The sequence below is a fragment of the Bradyrhizobium sp. i1.15.2 genome, from assembly GCF_040548425.1.
In the GTDB taxonomy this organism is placed as follows: Bacteria; Pseudomonadota; Alphaproteobacteria; order Rhizobiales; family Xanthobacteraceae; genus Bradyrhizobium; species Bradyrhizobium canariense.
Genome location: NZ_JBEPRQ010000008.1, coordinates 28143 through 46160, shown reverse-complemented (window position 1 = coordinate 46160; position 18018 = coordinate 28143). Strand labels below are relative to the sequence as shown.

General features: G+C 64.2%; 19 protein-coding genes and 1 pseudogene. 4 read left to right on the top strand and 16 right to left on the bottom strand.

Annotated features, from left to right (window positions below; translation table 11 throughout):
• Window positions 1-29: 29 nt before the first annotated feature.
• Window positions 30-830 (bottom strand): bifunctional hydroxymethylpyrimidine kinase/phosphomethylpyrimidine kinase, encoded by an 801-nt coding sequence (thiD, locus tag ABIB80_RS16770; protein ID WP_354128004.1) that lies wholly within the window; start codon window positions 828-830, stop codon window positions 30-32.
• Window positions 831-959: 129 nt separating this feature from the next.
• Here thiD and ABIB80_RS16765 point away from each other — a divergent pair, with 129 nt between their 5' ends.
• Window positions 960-1205: an Lrp/AsnC ligand binding domain-containing protein gene (locus tag ABIB80_RS16765; RefSeq protein ID WP_007602021.1), complete on the top strand. Its 246-nt coding sequence runs from the start codon at window positions 960-962 to the stop codon at window positions 1203-1205.
• A gap of 24 nt (window positions 1206-1229) precedes the next feature.
• Here ABIB80_RS16765 and ABIB80_RS16760 read toward each other — a convergent pair whose 3' ends face one another.
• Complete coding sequence (locus ABIB80_RS16760; RefSeq protein ID WP_354128003.1) at window positions 1230-2159, bottom strand: c-type cytochrome; 930 nt, start codon at window positions 2157-2159, stop codon at window positions 1230-1232.
• Window positions 2160-2314: 155 nt separating this feature from the next.
• Between ABIB80_RS16760 and ABIB80_RS16755 the strand changes: the two genes are divergently transcribed.
• Window positions 2315-2731, top strand: a complete 417-nt coding sequence (locus ABIB80_RS16755; protein ID WP_007602019.1) for a CHRD domain-containing protein — start codon at window positions 2315-2317, stop codon at window positions 2729-2731.
• Window positions 2732-2801: 70 nt separating this feature from the next.
• Here the strand turns inward: ABIB80_RS16755 and ABIB80_RS16750 are convergent, their stop codons facing one another.
• From ABIB80_RS16750 to ABIB80_RS16700, 11 genes and pseudogenes are all read right to left on the bottom strand, one after another.
• On the bottom strand, window positions 2802-4097 hold the full coding sequence (locus ABIB80_RS16750) for a cystathionine gamma-synthase family protein (protein WP_354128002.1): 1296 nt from the start codon (window positions 4095-4097) through the stop codon (window positions 2802-2804).
• Between the two features lie 337 nt (window positions 4098-4434).
• Window positions 4435-4881, bottom strand: coding sequence for a c-type cytochrome (locus ABIB80_RS16745; RefSeq protein WP_354128001.1), 447 nt, complete (start codon window positions 4879-4881; stop codon window positions 4435-4437).
• A gap of 121 nt (window positions 4882-5002) precedes the next feature.
• Window positions 5003-7312: a xanthine dehydrogenase family protein molybdopterin-binding subunit gene (locus ABIB80_RS16740; RefSeq protein ID WP_354128000.1), complete on the bottom strand. Its 2310-nt coding sequence runs from the start codon at window positions 7310-7312 to the stop codon at window positions 5003-5005.
• A gap of 140 nt (window positions 7313-7452) precedes the next feature.
• Window positions 7453-7977: a GNAT family N-acetyltransferase gene (locus ABIB80_RS16735; protein WP_354127999.1), complete on the bottom strand. Its 525-nt coding sequence runs from the start codon at window positions 7975-7977 to the stop codon at window positions 7453-7455.
• A 50-nt stretch (window positions 7978-8027) separates the two neighbouring features.
• A complete protein-coding gene (locus ABIB80_RS16730) occupies window positions 8028-8285 on the bottom strand; it encodes a DUF1127 domain-containing protein (RefSeq protein ID WP_354127998.1) in 258 nt (85 codons plus the stop codon).
• A gap of 321 nt (window positions 8286-8606) precedes the next feature.
• Window positions 8607-9023 carry an SRPBCC family protein gene (locus ABIB80_RS16725; protein WP_354127997.1) on the bottom strand — a complete coding sequence of 139 codons (417 nt, stop codon included), beginning with the start codon at window positions 9021-9023 and terminating at the stop codon, window positions 8607-8609.
• Window positions 9024-9186: 163 nt separating this feature from the next.
• The gene (gene murJ, locus ABIB80_RS16720) at window positions 9187-10713 is read right to left on the bottom strand and encodes a murein biosynthesis integral membrane protein MurJ (protein WP_354127996.1); all 1527 of its coding nucleotides are present in this window, start codon (window positions 10711-10713) and stop codon (window positions 9187-9189) included.
• Between the two features lie 225 nt (window positions 10714-10938).
• A complete protein-coding gene (locus ABIB80_RS16715) occupies window positions 10939-12114 on the bottom strand; it encodes a DegT/DnrJ/EryC1/StrS family aminotransferase (RefSeq protein WP_354127995.1) in 1176 nt (391 codons plus the stop codon).
• Between the two features lie 9 nt (window positions 12115-12123).
• Window positions 12124-13128, bottom strand: a complete 1005-nt coding sequence (locus ABIB80_RS16710) for a Gfo/Idh/MocA family oxidoreductase (protein ID WP_354127994.1) — start codon at window positions 13126-13128, stop codon at window positions 12124-12126.
• A 184-nt stretch (window positions 13129-13312) separates the two neighbouring features.
• A complete protein-coding gene (locus ABIB80_RS16705) occupies window positions 13313-14725 on the bottom strand; it encodes a mannose-1-phosphate guanylyltransferase/mannose-6-phosphate isomerase (RefSeq protein WP_354127993.1) in 1413 nt (470 codons plus the stop codon).
• Between the two features lie 7 nt (window positions 14726-14732).
• Window positions 14733-15017 (bottom strand): annotated as a pseudogene (locus ABIB80_RS16700) (UDP-glucuronate 5-epimerase); the annotation flags it as partial.
• 223 nt (window positions 15018-15240) lie between these two features.
• Between ABIB80_RS16700 and ABIB80_RS16695 the strand changes: the two are divergent.
• Window positions 15241-16200 (top strand): lysylphosphatidylglycerol synthase transmembrane domain-containing protein, encoded by a 960-nt coding sequence (locus ABIB80_RS16695; protein WP_354127992.1) that lies wholly within the window; start codon window positions 15241-15243, stop codon window positions 16198-16200.
• On the top strand, window positions 16197-17216 hold the full coding sequence (locus tag ABIB80_RS16690; protein ID WP_354127991.1) for an MraY family glycosyltransferase: 1020 nt from the start codon (window positions 16197-16199) through the stop codon (window positions 17214-17216). Before ABIB80_RS16695 ends, ABIB80_RS16690 begins: the two co-directional genes overlap by 4 nt.
• Here ABIB80_RS16690 and ABIB80_RS16685 read toward each other — a convergent pair.
• From ABIB80_RS16685 to ABIB80_RS16675, 3 genes are read right to left on the bottom strand one after another with little or no spacing between them, the layout of a single operon-like run.
• Window positions 17137-17595 carry a Rossmann-fold NAD(P)-binding domain-containing protein gene (locus tag ABIB80_RS16685; RefSeq protein WP_354127990.1) on the bottom strand — a complete coding sequence of 153 codons (459 nt, stop codon included), beginning with the start codon at window positions 17593-17595 and terminating at the stop codon, window positions 17137-17139. The two genes, ABIB80_RS16690 and ABIB80_RS16685, sit on opposite strands and share 80 nt — an antisense overlap.
• 8 nt (window positions 17596-17603) lie before the next feature.
• Window positions 17604-17726 (bottom strand): hypothetical protein, encoded by a 123-nt coding sequence (locus ABIB80_RS16680; protein WP_354127989.1) that lies wholly within the window; start codon window positions 17724-17726, stop codon window positions 17604-17606.
• The gene (locus ABIB80_RS16675; RefSeq protein WP_354127988.1) at window positions 17696-17965 is read right to left on the bottom strand and encodes an NAD-dependent epimerase/dehydratase family protein; all 270 of its coding nucleotides are present in this window, start codon (window positions 17963-17965) and stop codon (window positions 17696-17698) included. The genes ABIB80_RS16680 and ABIB80_RS16675 overlap by 31 nt, the downstream gene beginning before the upstream one ends.
• Between the last annotated feature and the right edge of the window lie 53 nt (window positions 17966-18018).

Here is an 18018-nt window from a genome sequence, read left to right as displayed (position 1 = left end):
CCGGAACTGCGGCGCGCTCGCGAGCGGCGTCAGTAAAATTTGTGGAAATGATGGATCGGGCCGTGGCCGTGGCCGACGCTGAAGCGGTCGGCGGCCGCGATCGCCGCGCTGATCCAGGTCTTGGCGTTGCGCACGGCGTGCTCGAGATCCTCGCCCCTGGCGAGCCCGGCGGCGACCGCCGAGGACAGCGAGCAGCCGGTGCCATGGGTGTTGCGAGTGGCAACGCGCGGCGCGGCGAGCGCGATCGTGGTGCTGGCATCGACGAGATAGTCGATGCTCTCGGCGCCCTCGCCGTGCCCGCCCTTGATCAGGACTGCCCGGCAACCGAGCGCCAGCAGTCGGCGCCCCTGGCTCTCGATCTCAGCCTCGCTGGCCGCGACCGGTTCGTCGAGCAGAGCCGCGGCCTCGGGCAGATTGGGTGTGATCACCGAGGCCAGCGGTATCAGTTTGATGCGCAGCGCGTCGACGGCTTCGGACGCGAGCAGGCGATCACCCGATGTCGCCACCATCACGGGATCGAGCACGACATGCCGGGGTGCCCAGCGCGACAGCGCGGCCGCGATCGCATCGATGCTGGCGGCTTGCGCCACCATCCCGATCTTGACCGCGCCGACCTCGAGATCGGAAAACACCGCGTCGATCTGCGCGGTGACGTATTCGGCGGGCACCGCGTGAATGCCGGTGACGCCGCGGGTGTTCTGCGCGGTCAGCGCCGTGATGGCGGAAGCGCCAAAGACGCCAAGCGCAGCAAAGGTCTTCAGGTCGGCCTGGATGCCGGCGCCGCCGCTCGAATCGGAGCCGGCAATGGTCAGCGCGACGGGCGTCGTCATGGGGCGATTTTCCGCGTTTTCGAAGCCATGGCCCGTCCTAGCGCGCCTGCCTCAACCCAGCAAGTTCGCTTGCTAAATCCGGCCGGGTTTGGCCTATTAGCCGCCAGATATGCTTTCGGAGTGACCGCGATGGTTCCCTTTTTCGTCCAGATCAAATGCAAGCTCGGCCAATCCTATGTGGTCGCCAATGCGCTTGCCGAAGCCGAGATCGCCTCCGAGATCTATTCCACGGCCGGTCAATACGACCTGCTGGTGAAGTTCTACGTCGACAACGACACCGATATCGGCCACTTCGTCAACGAGAAGGTGCAGGTGTTGCCCGGCATCCAGGACACCCTCACCATCATCACCTTCAAGGCCTTTGGCGCGAGTTGACCGTCCGGAAAAGGGCGGGCCTGATCAGGCGCCGCCCTCCTTGCGCTTGGGACGCGGCGGACCGTCCACCGGCGGCAGCGATTTGAGATAATCCGCCATCGCCGCGAGATCGTCGTCCGGCAATTGCGAGGTGTTCTTGATCACCCGCGTCATCGCGCCGCCGACGCTGTCGCCGTCGGGCAATTCGCCGGTCTTCAGGAAATAGGCAATATCCTTCGCGCTCCACTCGCCAATGCCCTTCTGGGTGATGTTGGGGACCCATCCCTCGCCTTCCGGATTGGGACCGCCGGCGAAGCGTTGTCCGGCGATGATGCCGCCAAGCGCGTTGCGCGGGCTGTGGCATTCCGCGCAATGGCCAAAACTGTTGACGAGATAGGCGCCGCGATTCCACTGCGGCGACTTCGCGCTGTCGGCGACGAAGGGCTTGCCGTCCAGAAATAAGAATTTCCAGATGCCGACGTTGCGCCGGATATTGAACGGAAAGCGCACGTCGTGGTCGCGCACCCTGCCTGCCACGGCCGGCAGCGTTTTCAGATACGCAAAGAGATCGAGCACGTCCTCGCGCCTGGCGTGCTGATAGGACGTGTAGGGAAAGGCCGGAAAATAATGCCGCCCGTCCGGCGCGACCCCGTGCATCACCGCGTTGACGAATTCGGCCTCGCTCCATTTGCCGATGCCGTCCATCGGATCGGACGAGATATTCGGCGCGTAGAACGTTCCGAACGGCGACTTGATCGCGACGCCGCCACCGAGCCTGGTTCGATCCGGCTGGTCGGGGACGGCATGGCATGAGGCGCAGCCGCCGGCGTTGAACATCACCTCGCCATTGGCAAGATCAGGGACGCGGGCAGGCGCGGTGCCGGCGGCCGCCACCACCGGCGCGCTGAGCCACCAATAGACGCCCGCTGCAGCGAGTGCGGCAAGCAGCGCCACCGAGATTGTTCGTCGCAACATACGGTCCTTTCCTGGTCGCGGCGAAGCTTATGATCGATGTCTTCGCCGCTCCAGCCACGAAGAATTTAGCCCCCCGCCGCCAGAAACGGGAATAAACTGAAATGCCGGCTGTTGGAAGTTTGGCAGCCCAAACGGGTTCAGCAGGGAGAAAAACCATGAACAAGATCGTCATCGCCATGTCAGTGCTTGGCGCCGTTGCTTTTGCGGGTTCGGCCAGCGCGGAAAAGCTGAAAGCAACGCTCGACGCCAAGTCCGAAGTCCCCGCAACGACCAGCAGCGGCACCGGAACGGCCGATCTGGATTACGACGCTGCCAGCAAGAAGCTGTCCTGGAAGGTCACCTATTCCGGCCTGTCTGGCCCCGCCACCGCGGCGCATTTCCACGGACCTGCCGAGCCCGGCAAGAACGCCGGCGTCGCGATCCCGATCCCAGGCGCTGCCACCAGCCCGGCCGAGGGCTCGGCGACACTGACCGACGCGCAGGCCGCCGATCTGCTCGGCGGCAAGCTCTACGTCAACATCCACACCGCGGCCAATCCGGGCGGCGAGATCCGCGGTCAGGTGACGAAGTAAACTTTTGCACAGAAAAGGGCGGCTGCCATCGCAGTCGCCCTTTTCGATTCCCGTAGCGCCGGCGCAGGCGTCACACGTCAGGTTCGGCCGCGTTCAGCGCCTGCGCGAGGTCGGCGATCAAATCCGACGGGTGTTCGATGCCGATCGACAGCCGGATCGTGGAATCGAGCACGCCGATCTTGCGGCGGATGTCGGCGGGAACGCCGGAATGGGTCATGGTGGCAGGCAGGCTCGCAAGCGACTCCGTTCCACCAAGGCTCACCGCCAGCTTGAGAATCTGCAGCGCGTTGAGGAATTTCATGGCCGCGGCCTTGCCGCCGACGATGTCGAACGAGAACGTGGATCCCGCCCCTGTGCATTGCCGCGCAAACACAAGTCCGTCCGGCGACGCCGCGTCGTGATGACCGAGATAGTGCACCTTGGCCACTTTGGGATGATCGCGCAGATAGTCCGCCACGAGGCGCGCATTCGCGTCGGCCTTTTCCATGCGCAGGCTCAGCGTCTCGAGCGACCGGTTGATCATCCAGCAGGAATGCGGATCGAGCTGGGTGCCGATGGCGCCCCGCAGCGCCTTGATGCCCTTCACCACCGCCTTCGCGCCGAGCGCGGCGCCCGCGATCAGATCTGAATGACCGCCGACATATTTCGTGAGCGAGTACAGCGAAATATCGGCGCCGTGCTCGATCGGCCGCTGAAACACCGGTCCGAGCAGCGTATTGTCGCAGGCAATGATCGGAACGTGTCCTTGCGCCTTTCCGATGGTCTCGGCGACACGCCGCATCATCGCGATGTCGACCAGCCCGTTGGTCGGGTTGGCCGGAGTTTCGATCAGAATCATCGAGACGCGGCCCTTGCGCATGGCCTCCTCCGCGGCCTGACTGACCACGGCTTCGTCGACGCCATCGGCAAAACCGACGGCGCCGATCGACAGACGCGCAAGCGTATTCGTCAGCAGGGTTTCCGTCCCGCCGTAGAGCGGCTGGGAGTGCAGAATGACATCGCCGGGGCGGACGAACGCCAGAATCGTGGTCGCGATCGCCGCCATGCCGGACGAGAACAGCGCACAGCTCTCGGTGCGCTCGTAGATCGCGAGCCTGTCCTCGACGATTTCGCTGTTGGGGTGATTGAAGCGCGAATAGACCAGGCCCGCGCCCATCCCTTCCGGCGGCTCGCGCCGGCCGGAGACGAAATCGAAGAAGTCCTGCCCGTCCTCGGCCGTCTTGAACACGAAGGTCGAGGTCAGGAACACCGGCGGCTTGACCGCGCCTTCCGACAATTGCGGATCGTAGCCATAGGTCAGCATCAGCGTTTCCGGATGCAGCATATGGTTGCCGATGTGCGTCTTCGACGGGAACGGTTTGACCATGGCTTGTCTCGCTGTTGCTGATTGAGGTGCTCGCCGCGGATTGGAACTCCTGATGTCATGCATGAGTCAGGAGCGGGATGCTTCGGCGTCAAAAGCTCACGCCAATGCCGCGGCGCTGGAGCAAAGATAGCTGCTCCGGCAGCGATCCGTCAGGCCTTGCGGATAGAATTTCCAGCGGCGACACGCGACGCAATAAAAGGGCGGCTGCTTTCGCAGGCCGCCCTTCTTGATTCCCAGTAGCCCGGGTGGAGCGCAGCGCAATCCGGGGCAGTCTGTCAGCTCGGATGGATTCCCGGATTGCGCTGCGCTCCATCCGGGCTACGAATCTTTTTTTGCGTCAACCGTTCTTCACGCGAAACGTCTCGTGGCAGCCGCCGCATTCCTTGCCGACTGCGGGGAAATTCGCCTTGAGCGAGTCGATATCCTTGATCTTGCCCTTGGCCTCACCGACGACCTTGGCGAAGCTCGCGACCTTGGCGTCGAACCCGGTCTTGTCCTCCCAGACCTTCGGCGAGGCGCTGTAGTCGCCCTCGGGCTTCATGCCCTTTGCGCTCGCGGGAAACAGATTCGGCAACTTCTTGGCGGTGTCCTCGAACTGCGCCAGCGCGCTGTCCACCGTGGCCTGGTCGTAGGGTTTCTCGCCCTTCACCATCGCCGCCACTGCGCCGGCGTTCTTGCCATTGCCCTTCATCAGGGTCTGGACCTCCTTGACGGAGTCCTGTTGTGCCCAAACCGCGCCCATACCGAGCAGGAGCGCGCCCCCAACAACCAACATTCGCTTCATTCTCAAAATCCCTTTCCTTGATGCAGGATTGCCTTGATGCAGGATCGCCGTGCTGCACGATCGTGCCGACCCCTCAATGGGGCCAACACCGCTCGGCAGAGTTCATTCCCGTGGAAGATTGTCACAGGCTGTGACGGCGATGGTGCTCATTGACGGCGATCCACACCCGCTCCGGGGTCGCCGGCATGTCGATGTGGTCGATCTTGTACTCGCGCCAGAGCCCGTCGACGATGGCGTTGACGACGGCCGGGCAGGACCCGATCGCGCCGGCCTCGCCCGCGCCCTTCACCCCCAGCGGATTAGTCTTGCAGGGAACGTTGGCAGTCTCGAACACGAAGTCCGGCCCGTCCGCCGCGCGCGGCAACGCGTAGTCCATGAAGGTCGCGGTGACGAGCTGGCCGTCGCCGGCGCCATAGACCACCTGCTCCATCAACGCCTGGCCGATACCCTGCATGGCGCCGCCATGGACCTGGCCGGCCAGCAGCAGCGGATTGAGCGTCATGCCGAAATCGTCGACGATCACGTAGTTGACGATTTTGATGATGCCGGTGGCCGGATCGATCTCGACCTCCGCGACATGGGTGCCGTTCGGATAGGTGCCGTCGGCGCTGGCAAAGGTTGCGCTCGCATTGAGCTTCGACGGATCGACGCCGGGACGCTTGGCGAGGTCGGCGAACGAGATCGAACGGTCGGTGCCGGCGATGCGCACCAGGCCATCGGTAATCTCGAGGTCGCCGGCACTGGCTTCCAGCACCTGCGCGGCGATCTCCTTGAGCCGCGCGCCGAGTTCGCGGGTCGCGCGCTCGACGCTGACACCGCCCGACGGGATCGAAGCCGAGCCGCCGGTGCCGAGGCCTGTGGCGATCATGTCGGTGTCGCCCTGGTGGACGTGCACGCGCTCGGGCGCCACGCCGAACTGCTCGGCAACGATCTGCGCATAGGCGGTCTGATGGCCCTGCCCGCTCGACTGGGTGCCAATCAGGACGGTGATATCGCCATTGGGGTCCATCCGCACATTGGCGGTCTCCTCGCCCATGGTGCCGCACACCTCGACATAGCTCGCAAGTCCGATGCCGCGGATCAGGCCGTTCTTCTTGGCCGCCTTGGCTCGCTTGCCAAACTCCTTCCACTCGGCGATCTCCATCGCGCGCTTCAGGTGCGCGGCGAAGTCGCCGGAATCATAGACCTTGCCGGTCGCGGTCTTGTAGGGCAGCGCCTTCGGCTGGATGAAATTCTTGCGGCGGATGGCATCCACCGTCATGTCGAGTTTTCGCGCACAGGCGTCCACGAGACGTTCGATGACGTAAGCAGCCTCGGGCCGCCCGGCGCCGCGATAGGCATCGACCGGCACGCTGTTGGTGAAGATGGTACGCACCCGGCAGTGGAACGCCTGGATGTCGTAGAGGCCCGGCAGCATGCCGGCGCCGCCATGCGGGATATAGGGCCCGAAGGTCGACAGATACGCGCCCATGTCGCCCATCAGATCGCAATCCATCGCGAGGAATTTGCCGTCCTCGGCCAGCGCCATCTTCGCGGTGGTGACGTTGTCGCGGCCCTGCGCGTCGCCCATGAAATGCTCGGTGCGGTCGGCAGCCCATTTCACCGCCTTCTTCAGCTTTCGCGCGGCGACTGCCAACAGGGCGTATTCCCGATACGGAAACAGCTTCGTGCCGAAGCCGCCGCCGACGTCGGGGCAGATCACCCGCATCTTGTCGGTCGGAATGTTGAGCACGTTCTGACAGAGGATATCGCGCAGGCGGTGGCTGCCCTGGCTGCCGACCGTCAACGTCAGATGGTCGCGCTTGGCGTCATATTCGCACACTGCCGCGCGCGTTTCCATGAAGTTCGCGACCACGCGCGGATTGACGATCGAGATCTCGGCCACCGCATGCGCTTTGGCAAAGGCCGCTTCGGTCGCCTTCTTGTCACCGATCGAGACGTCGAACAGCACGTTGCCGGGCTTGTCCGGCCAGACCAAGGCTGCGCCCTTCTTCACGGCGTTGACGACGCCGGTCACCGCCGGCAGCGGGCTCCATTTGACGTCGATCGCCTCGATCGCGTCGCGGGCCTGGTCGATGGTCTCGGCTACGACGAAGGCAATGGAATCGCCGACATGGCGAACCTCGTCCTTGGCGAGGATCGGGTAAGGCGGGCCCTTGAACGGGTCGGTCTCGAGATTGAACAGGCACGGCAGGTCACCGAGATCGGCGACGTCGGCCGCGGTTAGGATCAGCGCAACGCCGGGCAAGCCGCGGGCGCGGCTCGCATCGATGGTGTATTTGGCATGCGCATGCGGCGAGCGCAGCATCAGGCAGCGCAAAGCGGCCTGCGGCGCATAATCGTCGGTATAGCGGCCCTTGCCGCGGATAAGCGCGTCATCCTCCTTGCGCAACACACTTTGGCCAACGCCGAACTTGATGGGAGCCGCCATTTTCTCGTCCCGTTTCTCATGGTTGTTTTGCCGGCATATTGCCGTGGAAAAACTGGCAAGGCAAACGGGTTTAGGCGGGCCGTGCCTGTCAAGGCCGATGATTCGAAGCCGCGCTCGGGGGCTTCGAGCGAGCCCGCCCCTCAATGGCTGAATTTCCTGACCATGAGGTATTTGTCATACGTGATATGACCTATACGGACTGCAGCGGGATCCGTGCCGTAGACCTCGAATCCATTACGCTTGTAGGTCCTGATTGCAGCGGTTGCTTCGAGCAGGACCTCAAGATGCACCTGCTCGACGCATCCCTCGGCATGGGCAAGAAGCTCCTTGATGAGTCGATCTCCGATTCCTTGACCTCGGCCATCTTCCCTCACGTAAACCGTGAAGATGTGACCCCTGTGCTGCGACCGAAGAGCTGGCGACACGTAGAAGCCCGCGACTCCGATCAGATTTGCCCGCCAGAAGGCGCCAAGGATCGCTCCGCTGAGCCAATGCCGATAGGCAGTCAGCATCGCCTCTCCGCCCTCGTCCTCTTCAGCAGAACCAAATGTTTGAGGGTGCGTCCGAAGCGCCTCCGCGCGAATGTCGCGAAAGAGGTCGAGATCATCGACAGTCAATCGGCGGATTTCCAAATCCGCCGGGGCACTCGGCGCATGCGACATCATGGTCGCCTCCTCTCCTTGTCGCTGCGAAGGTCGGCAGAACCGCTGGTCTGTCACATCCCACCGCGGCCCCACAGGGTCCTCGCATTATCTCTCAGCCTTTCGATAGCCCGTTCCGGCGAGATGTAGTCGACCTCGCCACGCGTCAGGCCGATATCCATCAGCTCCCTGTCACTCAGGTCCTGCAAGGCGATGTGTGGACCCTGCCGCCAGCGCCAGTCCTGGAACGCACGCCAGTATTGCGCGAGCAAGCCTGGGATGCTCCACGTCGAGGCAAGTTCGAGAGGGAGCCTCTCGGTCTCGGATGTCATGTTCGTCTGTTGGGGTGGCATCGGACGCTCCTGCTGTTATGCCGGCAGGGAAGCGTGGCCAAACAAAAGGCCCCGTCCGATGCCGGCGGGGCCTGGTGAAAAGATGTCGTCGTCGAATTCCTAGCGCACGACTCCTTCCACGGCCCAGCCGAAGCGGGTCATGTGGTTGCGGTTGAGTTTGCGCACTGATTTGATCATGCGACGCGATTACCACAGCAATCGTGCAAAATCAAGAGATGTGTAGAGGTTCGCTGCATCCTGGAGGCGAGTCCCTATCTGAGGGTGCCGGGCGCCGAAGCCGACGACGCCCGTTAACGCCCTTCACGACTTCTTCTGCTTCGCTTCCACGTATCGTGCGAAATTGTCGAGGATTGCCTGCCAACCGCCTTGCTGCTGCTCCACCGAGTGCGTCGATTCGCCATCGAAGACCACGCGGACGAGAACGCCCTTCGGGCCGGGCACAAACTCGACTTCGGCTTTTCGCTCGCCGAACGCATATTCGATCCGCTTGTGCTCGATGATTTTCGTGTAGGTACCGGCGAAGTCAAAGCCCATGCTGCCGTCCTTGGCCTCCATGCGAGATGAGAAGACACCCCCTTCTCGCAGATCGACGGTCGCCTTAGTCGTATGCCAGTCGTCGGACGCGGCGTTCCACTTCATGATGTCGGCCGGCGTCGTATATGCTCGCCAGACCTGATCGATGGGGGCTGCTACGTTGGTTTCGACGGTGATCCTCATAAACAGTGCTCCTAGTTCGATTTTTGCCGGCTCAAGGTGACGGCATCACGTCAATTGTGCGGGGTCCATCCACCGCACGTCCGAGATGTGTCCATCCAAGGACGATCGAGACTGGTCCGTGCCGACAAGGTCGAGCCGTCAATGCGTTGAAAATATGAAAAAGCTAACCGCGCACCAGCGAGACCAGCCAGCGGCGGCCGAACAGCGCAAGGATGGCGAGCGCATAGACGATCGTGCCCCCGACGGCCAGCAGAAGCAGCGTCAATTCGTCTCGGAAGTGCATCGAGCCCAACGATGGACCGCCGAAGCGCGCGATGAGCCAGAAGGCGGCGGCCAGGATGATCCCGGTCAGCAGGAATTTGGCGAGCGACAATAGCCACGCGCGGTCCGGCACGAGAAAGCCTCGCCGCACCGCGAAGAACAGCACCAGCAGCAGGTTGGTCCAGACGCCGACGGCGGTTGCTAGCGCAAGGCCGATCTGGGCCAGCGATCCCATTAAGGCAATTTTCAAGGCGACGTTGACCGCGATGCCGGTCAGCGACGCCCGCACCGGCGTCGCCGTGTCCTTGCGCGCATAGAAGGTTGCGACCGCGCTGCGGATCAGCACGAAGGGGATCAGACCGATGGCATAGGCCGCGAGCGTGGCGCCGGCAGCGGCGGCATCGGCTTTCGAGAACGCACCGCGGGCGAACAGCGCGCGCATGATCGCGTCGGGCACGGTGAGGAAGGCGGCGACAAACGGCACCGAGAACAGCAGCGTGAAATCGAACGCACGGCGCTGCGCCTTCATCGCACCGTCATGGTCGTTGGCTGTGATCCGCCGCGACATCTCAGGCAGCAGCACCGTGCCGATGGCAATGCCGATCACGCCGATCGGGAGCTGGTTGAGACGGTCGGCATAGTACAGCGCCGACAGCGCGCCCGCCGGCAGGAAAGTCGCGATGATGGTATCGGCAAACAGCGCGAGTTGCGTGCCCATAGAGCCCAGCGTCGCCGGACCAAGCGCCTTGAAGAAGCCGCGGACGTCTTCGTCGAGCTTGAGCGGCGCAAAGCGCGGCAGGCCGCCATGGCCGGCGAGATCACCGGCGAGCAGGACATACTGCAAAAAACCGGAGATTAGAACGCCCCAGGCGGCGGCGTGGCCCGCGCTGGGAAACCAGGCGGCGAGCGCCAGCGTCATCATCATCGAGATGTTGAGAAAGATCGACGCGGCTGCGGCGCTCGCAAAGCGCTGCATCACGTTGAGCATGCCGCCATAGAGCGTCACCAGCGTGATCAGCAGCAGATAAGGAAAGGTGATACGGGTCAGCTCGATCGCGAGCTTGCGCTGTTCGGCGTCCTCGGAAAAGCCCGGCGCCAAAATGCTCATGGCCTGCGGCATGAACAGCCAGGCGACGATCAGCAGCACCACCTGTGAGGCCAGCAGCAGCGTGAAGATGCGGTCGGCGAACAATCTTGCCGCTCCCTCCCCGCGCTCGCCATGGACGTGCGCGTAAGCCGGCACCCAGGCGGCGTTGAAGGCGCCCTCGGCAAAGATCGCACGGAAATGGTTGGGCAGCCGCAGCGCCACGAAAAAGGCGTCGGCCACGGGGCCGGCGCCGAGAATCGCCGCGAGCATGATGTCGCGGGCAAACCCCGTCAGCCGCGAGAGCAGCGTGTAACCACCAACCGTGAAGATACGTCCGAGCATGCGTCTGTTTTAGAGACTTATCGAACAGAGGTCGATTGCATCTTGCGATGCGCATTGCTGTGCCCTCTCCCCTTGTGGGAGAGGGCAGCGCCGCAAGTAGACACAAGCTCATTGGGGTGAGGGGTCTCTCTCCGCGCATTCCCTGCGGAGAGAGACCCCTCACCCGTCTCGCCGCCCTGCGGCGAGCCACCCTCTCCCGAAGGGGAGAGGGTAAGAGCAGCGAAATCAGGCTGAAAGCGCGCCGCGCACGGCGGCGATGATTCGCTCCTGATCGGCTTCGGTCAGATAGGCATGCATCGGCAGGCTGATGACGTCCTGCGACAGGCTCTCGCAGCCCGGCAGGCCGCCCTCGGCGACCGGGTGCTGCTTGTAGGCCGTCTGCTGATGCATCGACTTGCCGTAATAGATCGCGGTCGGCACGCCCTGGGCTTTCAGCGCGGCGGCAAAGCCGTCGCGGTCGGTGCCCTCAGGAAGGCGGATCGTGTACTGCGCCCAGACCGACGTATTGCCGGGAGCCACGCGCGGCACGGTGACCACATTGCTGAGACCGCGCGCATAGCGCGCGGCGACCTTGTTGCGGGCGGCGATCTCGTCATCGAAGATCTTCAGCTTCTCGATCAGGATCGCGGCCTGCATGGTGTCGAGCCGGCCGGTCAGGCCGAGGCGGACGTTGTCGTATTTGTCGACGCCCTGCCCGTGCACGCGGATGCTGCGCAGCGTCGCCGCGAGCTCGTCGTCATCGGTGAAGATCGCGCCGCCGTCGCCGAAGCAGCCGAGCGGTTTTGCGGGGAAGAAGCTGGTCGCGGTGGCAAGCGCCAGGGTCCCGAGCTTGCGGCCCTTGTAGCTCGCGCCAAAGCCTTGCGCTGCGTCATCGAGCACGAACAGGCCTTCGGCCTTGGCGATCTCGGCGATGGCGTCATGATCAGCCGGCTGGCCGAACAAATCGACCGGAATGACCGCGACCGGCTTGAAGCCGGCCTTGCGGGCGGTTGCGATGCCGCGCTTGAGCGATTCCGGGCTCATGTTGAAGGTGGCTTCGTCGACGTCGACATAAACCGGCGTCGCGCCGGTCCGCGCCACCGGCGAAGCCGTCGCGATGAAGGTGAAGGACGGACACAACACGGCGTCGCCCGGCCCGACATTCTTCGCCATCATCACCATCAGGATCGCATCGGTGCCGCTGGCGCAGCCGATGACGTGCTTGGCGCCGCAATAGGCCGCAAGCTGCTTCTCGAGCTCGGCGACCTCAGGGCCGTTGACGAACTGACAATGATCAAGAACGCGCTTCACGGCGGCATCGAGCGAATCGCCAAGTCGGCGGCGCTGCGAGGCGACATCGATGAAGGGAATGGGTTCGGAACGCAGATGCTGGTTCATGGCGCCTTCTTGGCTGGTCGACATGGAAAGAGTTCAGCCGGCAACGCGGCGCGGACCCTTGCGGGCAGACGACGAGGCGGCCGGCCGCGACGGCGTTTCCAGGCACTGCGTCGCGATCTCGAGGCTGGCGACGCCTTCGTCGCCGGTAACCGCCGGCGTCTCGCCGTTGCGTACGGCCTTGAGGAACGCGATCAGCTCGGCGCGGAGCGGCTCGTCATGGCCGACCGGCAGATGCCGCATCGAATAGCTGCCGTCAGGCTTGAAGCCGAAACATTCGGTGACCTGGCGCGTCAGGAGATCGCCCATCACGTATTTGCCGCGAGTCGCGACCGTGACACTGCGTGCCTTGAACGGCGTCAGCCAGTTGGTATTGATGTGCGCGAGCACGCCGTTGGCAGTGCGGAACTGCAAGAGCGCGATGTCCTCGCGCTCGGCGACCGCACTCGACAATTGCGGCTGCACCTCGACGATGTCGGATTCCGTGAACCAGCGGATCAGATCGATGTCGTGCACGGCAAGATCGATGACGACACCGACATTGGACATGCGCGGCGGGAACGGCCCGACGCGCGTGATCGCGATCGACAGAATATCCTCGCCCGCGATCGCCTGCTTGACGGCGGCGACCGCCGGATTGAAGCGCTCGACATGGCCGACCATCAGCGTCACGCCGGCCTTTTGCGCAGCAGTGACGATGTCGCGGCCTTCCGCGACCGTGGACGCAATCGGCTTCTCGACCAGCACGTGGATGTTCTTGGCGATGCAGGCGAGCGAAACCTCGTGATGCAGATGGGTCGGCGCCGCGATGGTCACGGCATCGACGCCTTCGGCCAGCAGCTGGTCGAGCGTCTCGAAGCTCGCGCAATTGGCAAGCTCCATCGCCCGCGTGCGATGTGCCGGCGAAGGATCGACGACGCCGACGAGGTTGACGCCGGGAAGACCCGCGAGCACGCGCGCGTGGTTGCTGCCCATCACGCCGGCGCCAATGACGCCGACGCGCAAGCCGGCCTTTGCCGGTGCAGATCCTGTGGAACTCATTTGAGCAAACCCCGATTCAACGCAAATCCCCGAGGCGCTTCTAGCACGGACGCCACATTTGTGGCGAATGCGGAGCTAGCGGTCCGGACACGATTTGATTCAAAAAGTTACACGTTTCCCGGGCCTTAAGCCTCTGAAAGAGACCATCCTTTTGGCCCGGGTCGCGTGATTCGGAGTGTGCTGGTTACGACCTTTGATAGTCGTCTTCAATCCGGATGATGTCGTCCTCCCCGAGATAGCTTCCCGTCTGGACCTCGATCAGCTCCAGCATGATTTTACCGGGGTTCTCCATCCGGTGCACCGCGCCCATCGGGATGTAGATGGACTCGTTCTCGTGCACGCTTTTGACGGTCTCGTTGACGGTGACGCGGGCGGTGCCGCGGACCACGATCCAGTGCTCGGCACGATGATGGTGCTTCTGCAGCGACAGACGTCCGCCCGGCTTGACCACGATGCGCTTGACCTGGTGGCGCTCGCCATTGTCGACCGACTGGTAGCTGCCCCAGGGCCGATGCACTTTGAGATGCTCCTCGGTGACCTTCGGTGCGACCGCCTTGAGTTTTGTGACCAGCCGCTTGAGCCCGTTGGCATCCTTCTGGCGCGAGACGAGAACCGCATCGGCAGTCGCAACCACGATGAGATCATCGACGCCTTCGAGTGCGACCAGCGCAGAGTCTGTGGTGACGTTGCAGTTGCGGGAATCCTCGAACACCGCGGCGCCATGGGAAGCATTGCCTTGGGCGTCCTTGTCCGACAATTCCCACACCGCGTGCCAGGAGCCGACGTCGGACCAGCCGCACGACACCGGCACGACCGCGGCGCGCGCGGTCTTTTCCATCACCGCATAGTCGATCGAGATCGCCTTGGCCGCGCCGAACGCCTCGGGCTCCAGCGTCACGAAGCCGAGATCGCGGCCGGCGTTACTGACAGCATTGGAAATCGCCTCCACGCTTGCCGCATCGACCTTGCGGTATTCGTCGAGCAGGACGCTGGCCGGGAACATGAAGTTGCCGCTGTTCCAGAGATAGCCCGAATTGACGTAGTCGGCCGCCTTCACCGCATCCGGCTTCTCGACGAAGCGCGCGACCGCGTGTACCTCGCCGGAGATGACCTCGCCCGGACTGATATAGCCGTATTCGGTCGCCGGCCGCTCCGGCTTGACGCCGAAGGTGACGATACGCCCAGCTCTCGCGGCGGTGAGGCCCTGGCGGCACGCCGCGACGAACGCGGCATTGTCCTGCACCACGTGGTCGGCGGCGAGCGCGAGCACGATCGCCTCACTCGCGCGGTTCTGCGCGAACACCGCGCCGGCTGCGATCGCCGGGCCGGAATCCCGCCGCATCGGCTCGAGGATCACGTCGGCCTCGATGCCGATCTCGGCGAGCTGCTCCAGCACCATGAAGCGGTAGGAGGCATTGGTGATGACGATCGGGCGATCGAACAGCGAGGCCTCCGAGACGCGCAACAGCGTGTCCTGGAAGGTCGAGCGCGTGCCGAACAGCGGCAGGAACTGCTTGGGGCGCACCTCGCGCGAAGCCGGCCACAGCCGCGTTCCGGCACCGCCGCACATGATCAGGGGGATGATGCGTTTGTCCATCGTCATTTCAAACCTTGAACTCGTTCCGATACCAGGTGACAAAATTACGAACTCCGTGCGCGATCGGCGTTGACGGTGCAAAGCCGGTGTCGCGCATCAGATCCTCGACATCCGCGAACGTTTCCAAGGGGTCTTCCGGCTGCATCGGTAGCAATTCTTTGATCGCCGTCCGACCCAGCTCCTGCTCCGGCTCCAGAACTCCGACGACGTGCATCAGCTCTTCCGGGTGGTAGTTGCCGACATTGTAGACCTTAGACGGCGCATTTGCGGCAGCCGGACGATCTGCGGTGATCCCTCATCCTGTTCCCAAGGACCGCTTCGCCCGATCCGTCGCTCGATCTTTCGCCCGCGGCGCCTCTTTATCCTCCGCTTCGACGGGGCCGCAATAGCCCCGCCGCCCTGCATGCGGGCTCCTGATCACCGCTATTGCAAGATTGGCGCCAAAACCATACCAAAGCGGCCGAATTCGGCGCCTTGCGTCGGGTTGCTTCAAAACCCTTGTTCATGCGGGCGAAATGCGCCGAATCCTGCTGTCGACGGCCAAGATCCTGATTTCCGGAGCGCTGCTCTACCTGGCGCTGCGCAAGGTCGATCTGTCCGAACTGTTTTCGCGCTTCACCGTGACCAGCCTGTTCTGGATCGGCTTGGCGATCGCCGTCACGTTCCTGCAAATCTTCGTCGGCGTGTTGCGCTGGCGCGAGATCGGCGCCGCATGCGGCGCCCCGCTCGAGCTCGGCCGGGCCATGCGCTACAACGTGATCGGATCGTTCTTCAACCAGACCCTGCCCTCGGCGATCGGCGGCGATGCGGTCCGGCTGTGGCTCGTCGCGCGCGCCGGCGCCGGCTGGCGCGCGGCGACCTACTCGATCTTCGTCGATCGCGCGATCGGTTTGATCGCGCTCGCGATCATGATCGTGGCAAGTCTGCCCTGGAGCTACGCCCTCATCGCCGATCCGCAGGGGCGCTCCGCGCTTCTGCTCGTCGACTTCGCGGCGCTCGCGGGTGGTCTCGGCTTCCTGGTCTTCGGCGCGCTGAAATGGCACTGGCTGAAATCCTGGTGGGCTACGCATCACGTTCACGCCTGTGCGGTGATCGCCAACCGAGTGATCTTCAGCCGCTCGCGCGGACCGGCCGTCGTGATCCTGTCGCTCGCCGTGCATGTGCTGGCCGTCGTGGTCGCCTGGTGCGTCGTGCAGTCGATCGCGGCGCCGGTCGGCTTCAGCGACGTCTTTATGCTTGTGCCGCCGGTGATGCTGATCACGATGATGCCGATCTCGATCGCCGGCTGGGGCGTGCGTGAAGCCACCATGAGCCTCGCCTTCGGCTTCGCGGGCCTCGCCACGAACGAGGGCGTCAACGTCTCGCTGCTGTTCGGCGCCGTGTACTTCATCGTCGGCGCGATCGGCGGCCTGGTCTGGATCCTGAGCGCCGAGAAAGCCGCGCAGGGATCGGCACCGCTGGGGGTTCCGGAGTGAACACGGCCGTCGACGCGCTCGGCGCGATACCGTCGCTGCTTGCCGTTGCGATTGCCGCGCTGGTGTCGGGCGTCATCACCTGGACCAGCCGCCCCCTGCTCCAGCGTTACGCATTGGCGCGGCCCAACGCGCGGTCCTCTCACCGTATCCCAACCCCGCAGGGTGCGGGCATCGCCGTGATATCAGCGACGCTGCTGGTCGCATCAGCCTGGGCAGTCTGGGCGAATGTCGCGATTCCGCCGGCGCTGATCGCCGCGACGGTGTTGATCGCCCTGGTCGGATTTGCCGACGACATCAAGTCGCTGCCGGTGCTTGTGCGTCTCGTGCTGCAGGCCGCGGCCGTCGGCGCCGTCGTATTCACCACGCCCGAGACCGCGCGCATCGTGCCGGCGCTGCCGCTCGCGCTGGAGCGCGGACTCATCCTGCTGGCGGGCGTGTGGTTCTTAAACCTCGTCAACTTCATGGACGGGCTCGATCTGATGACGGTGGCGGAAGTCGTGCCCGTCACCGCGACGCTGCTGTTGTTGGCACTGCTCGGCGATTTGTCGTGGCCGGCCGCGCTGATCGCCGCGACGCTGTGCGGCGCCATGCTCGGCTTTGCGCCGTTCAACAAGCCGGTCGCAAAAGTCTTCCTGGGCGATGTCGGCAGCCTGCCGATCGGCCTTTTGCTCGGCTGGTGCCTGCTCGAGCTCGCCTGGCGCGGGCAGCCCGCCGCGGCGCTGTTACTGCCGGCCTATTACCTCGTGGATTCCACCATCACGCTGTTCCGGCGCGTCGCTAGGCGCGAGCAATTCTGGTCGGCGCATCGCTCGCATTTCTACCAGCGCGCCACCGACCACGGCTTCACGGTGACTCGCGTGATCGGAGAGGTGTTCGCGCTCAATCTCGTGCTCGCCGGGCTTGCCATCGTCACCGCTCGCGCGGGCTCGGCGACGATCACGCTGATCGCGCTGCTGGCGGGCGCCATCGCGATCGGCATCGTGCTGCGCCGCTTCTCCCGCCCTCAGGCGTCCTGAGCCGCCAGCGCCAGCCGCAGGCCCTCATTGAGGGAGACCTGCGGATGCCAGCGGTTGCGGTCACCTTGGAGAGGTTGAGCTCGAGCGAGCCGATCAGGCTGTCATGCGTATCCTGCTGGCCCACCACTCGGAGCAGCGTGCTGAGCAAGTCCGGCGGCATGCCGAACTGCCGCGAGTCCTTGCCGGCAGCCTTGGCCAGCCGCGCGATGAACTCGGGCGTCGAGACCTGTTCCCTGTCGGCCACCAGGAAGATCTCGAAATTGCTCGCGGGATCGGGATGAGAGAGCCGGCGCAGGATGAACGACGACAGGTTCTGCACGGCAAGGAAGGCGCGCTGATTGCGGATCGCGGCAAAGGGCAGCGGCAGCCCGAGGTTCACTGCACGCGTCAGCAGCGCGAATTGCCCTTGGCGCCCGCACCATAGACCAGCGGCGGCCTGATCACCGAGATCTTCATGGCGCTGTCGCCCGCCAGCGTCTTCAGGCCCGCTTCGGCCGACGCCTTGGACATGCCGTAGAGCGCGCGGCGTCAGGATATCGTCCTCGCTGAACGGCGCGCGGCCCTCGTTGCTGCGACCGTGCACGAGAAACGGTTCTGATGAAGATGAACTGGCGCACGCCTGCCGTCGCCGCGCTGCGCGCCAGGTGCAGGGTGCCGGCAACGTTGACGTTGCGGTAGAGCTGGACGGCGTGCTCCTCGTGCTTGTGATGTACCCGCGCGGCGAGATGAACGACGGCATCAGCCTTCAAGCGCCGCCTGCCAGTCGGTTTCGGGCCCGATCGTTTCGATCACGACCTCGTCG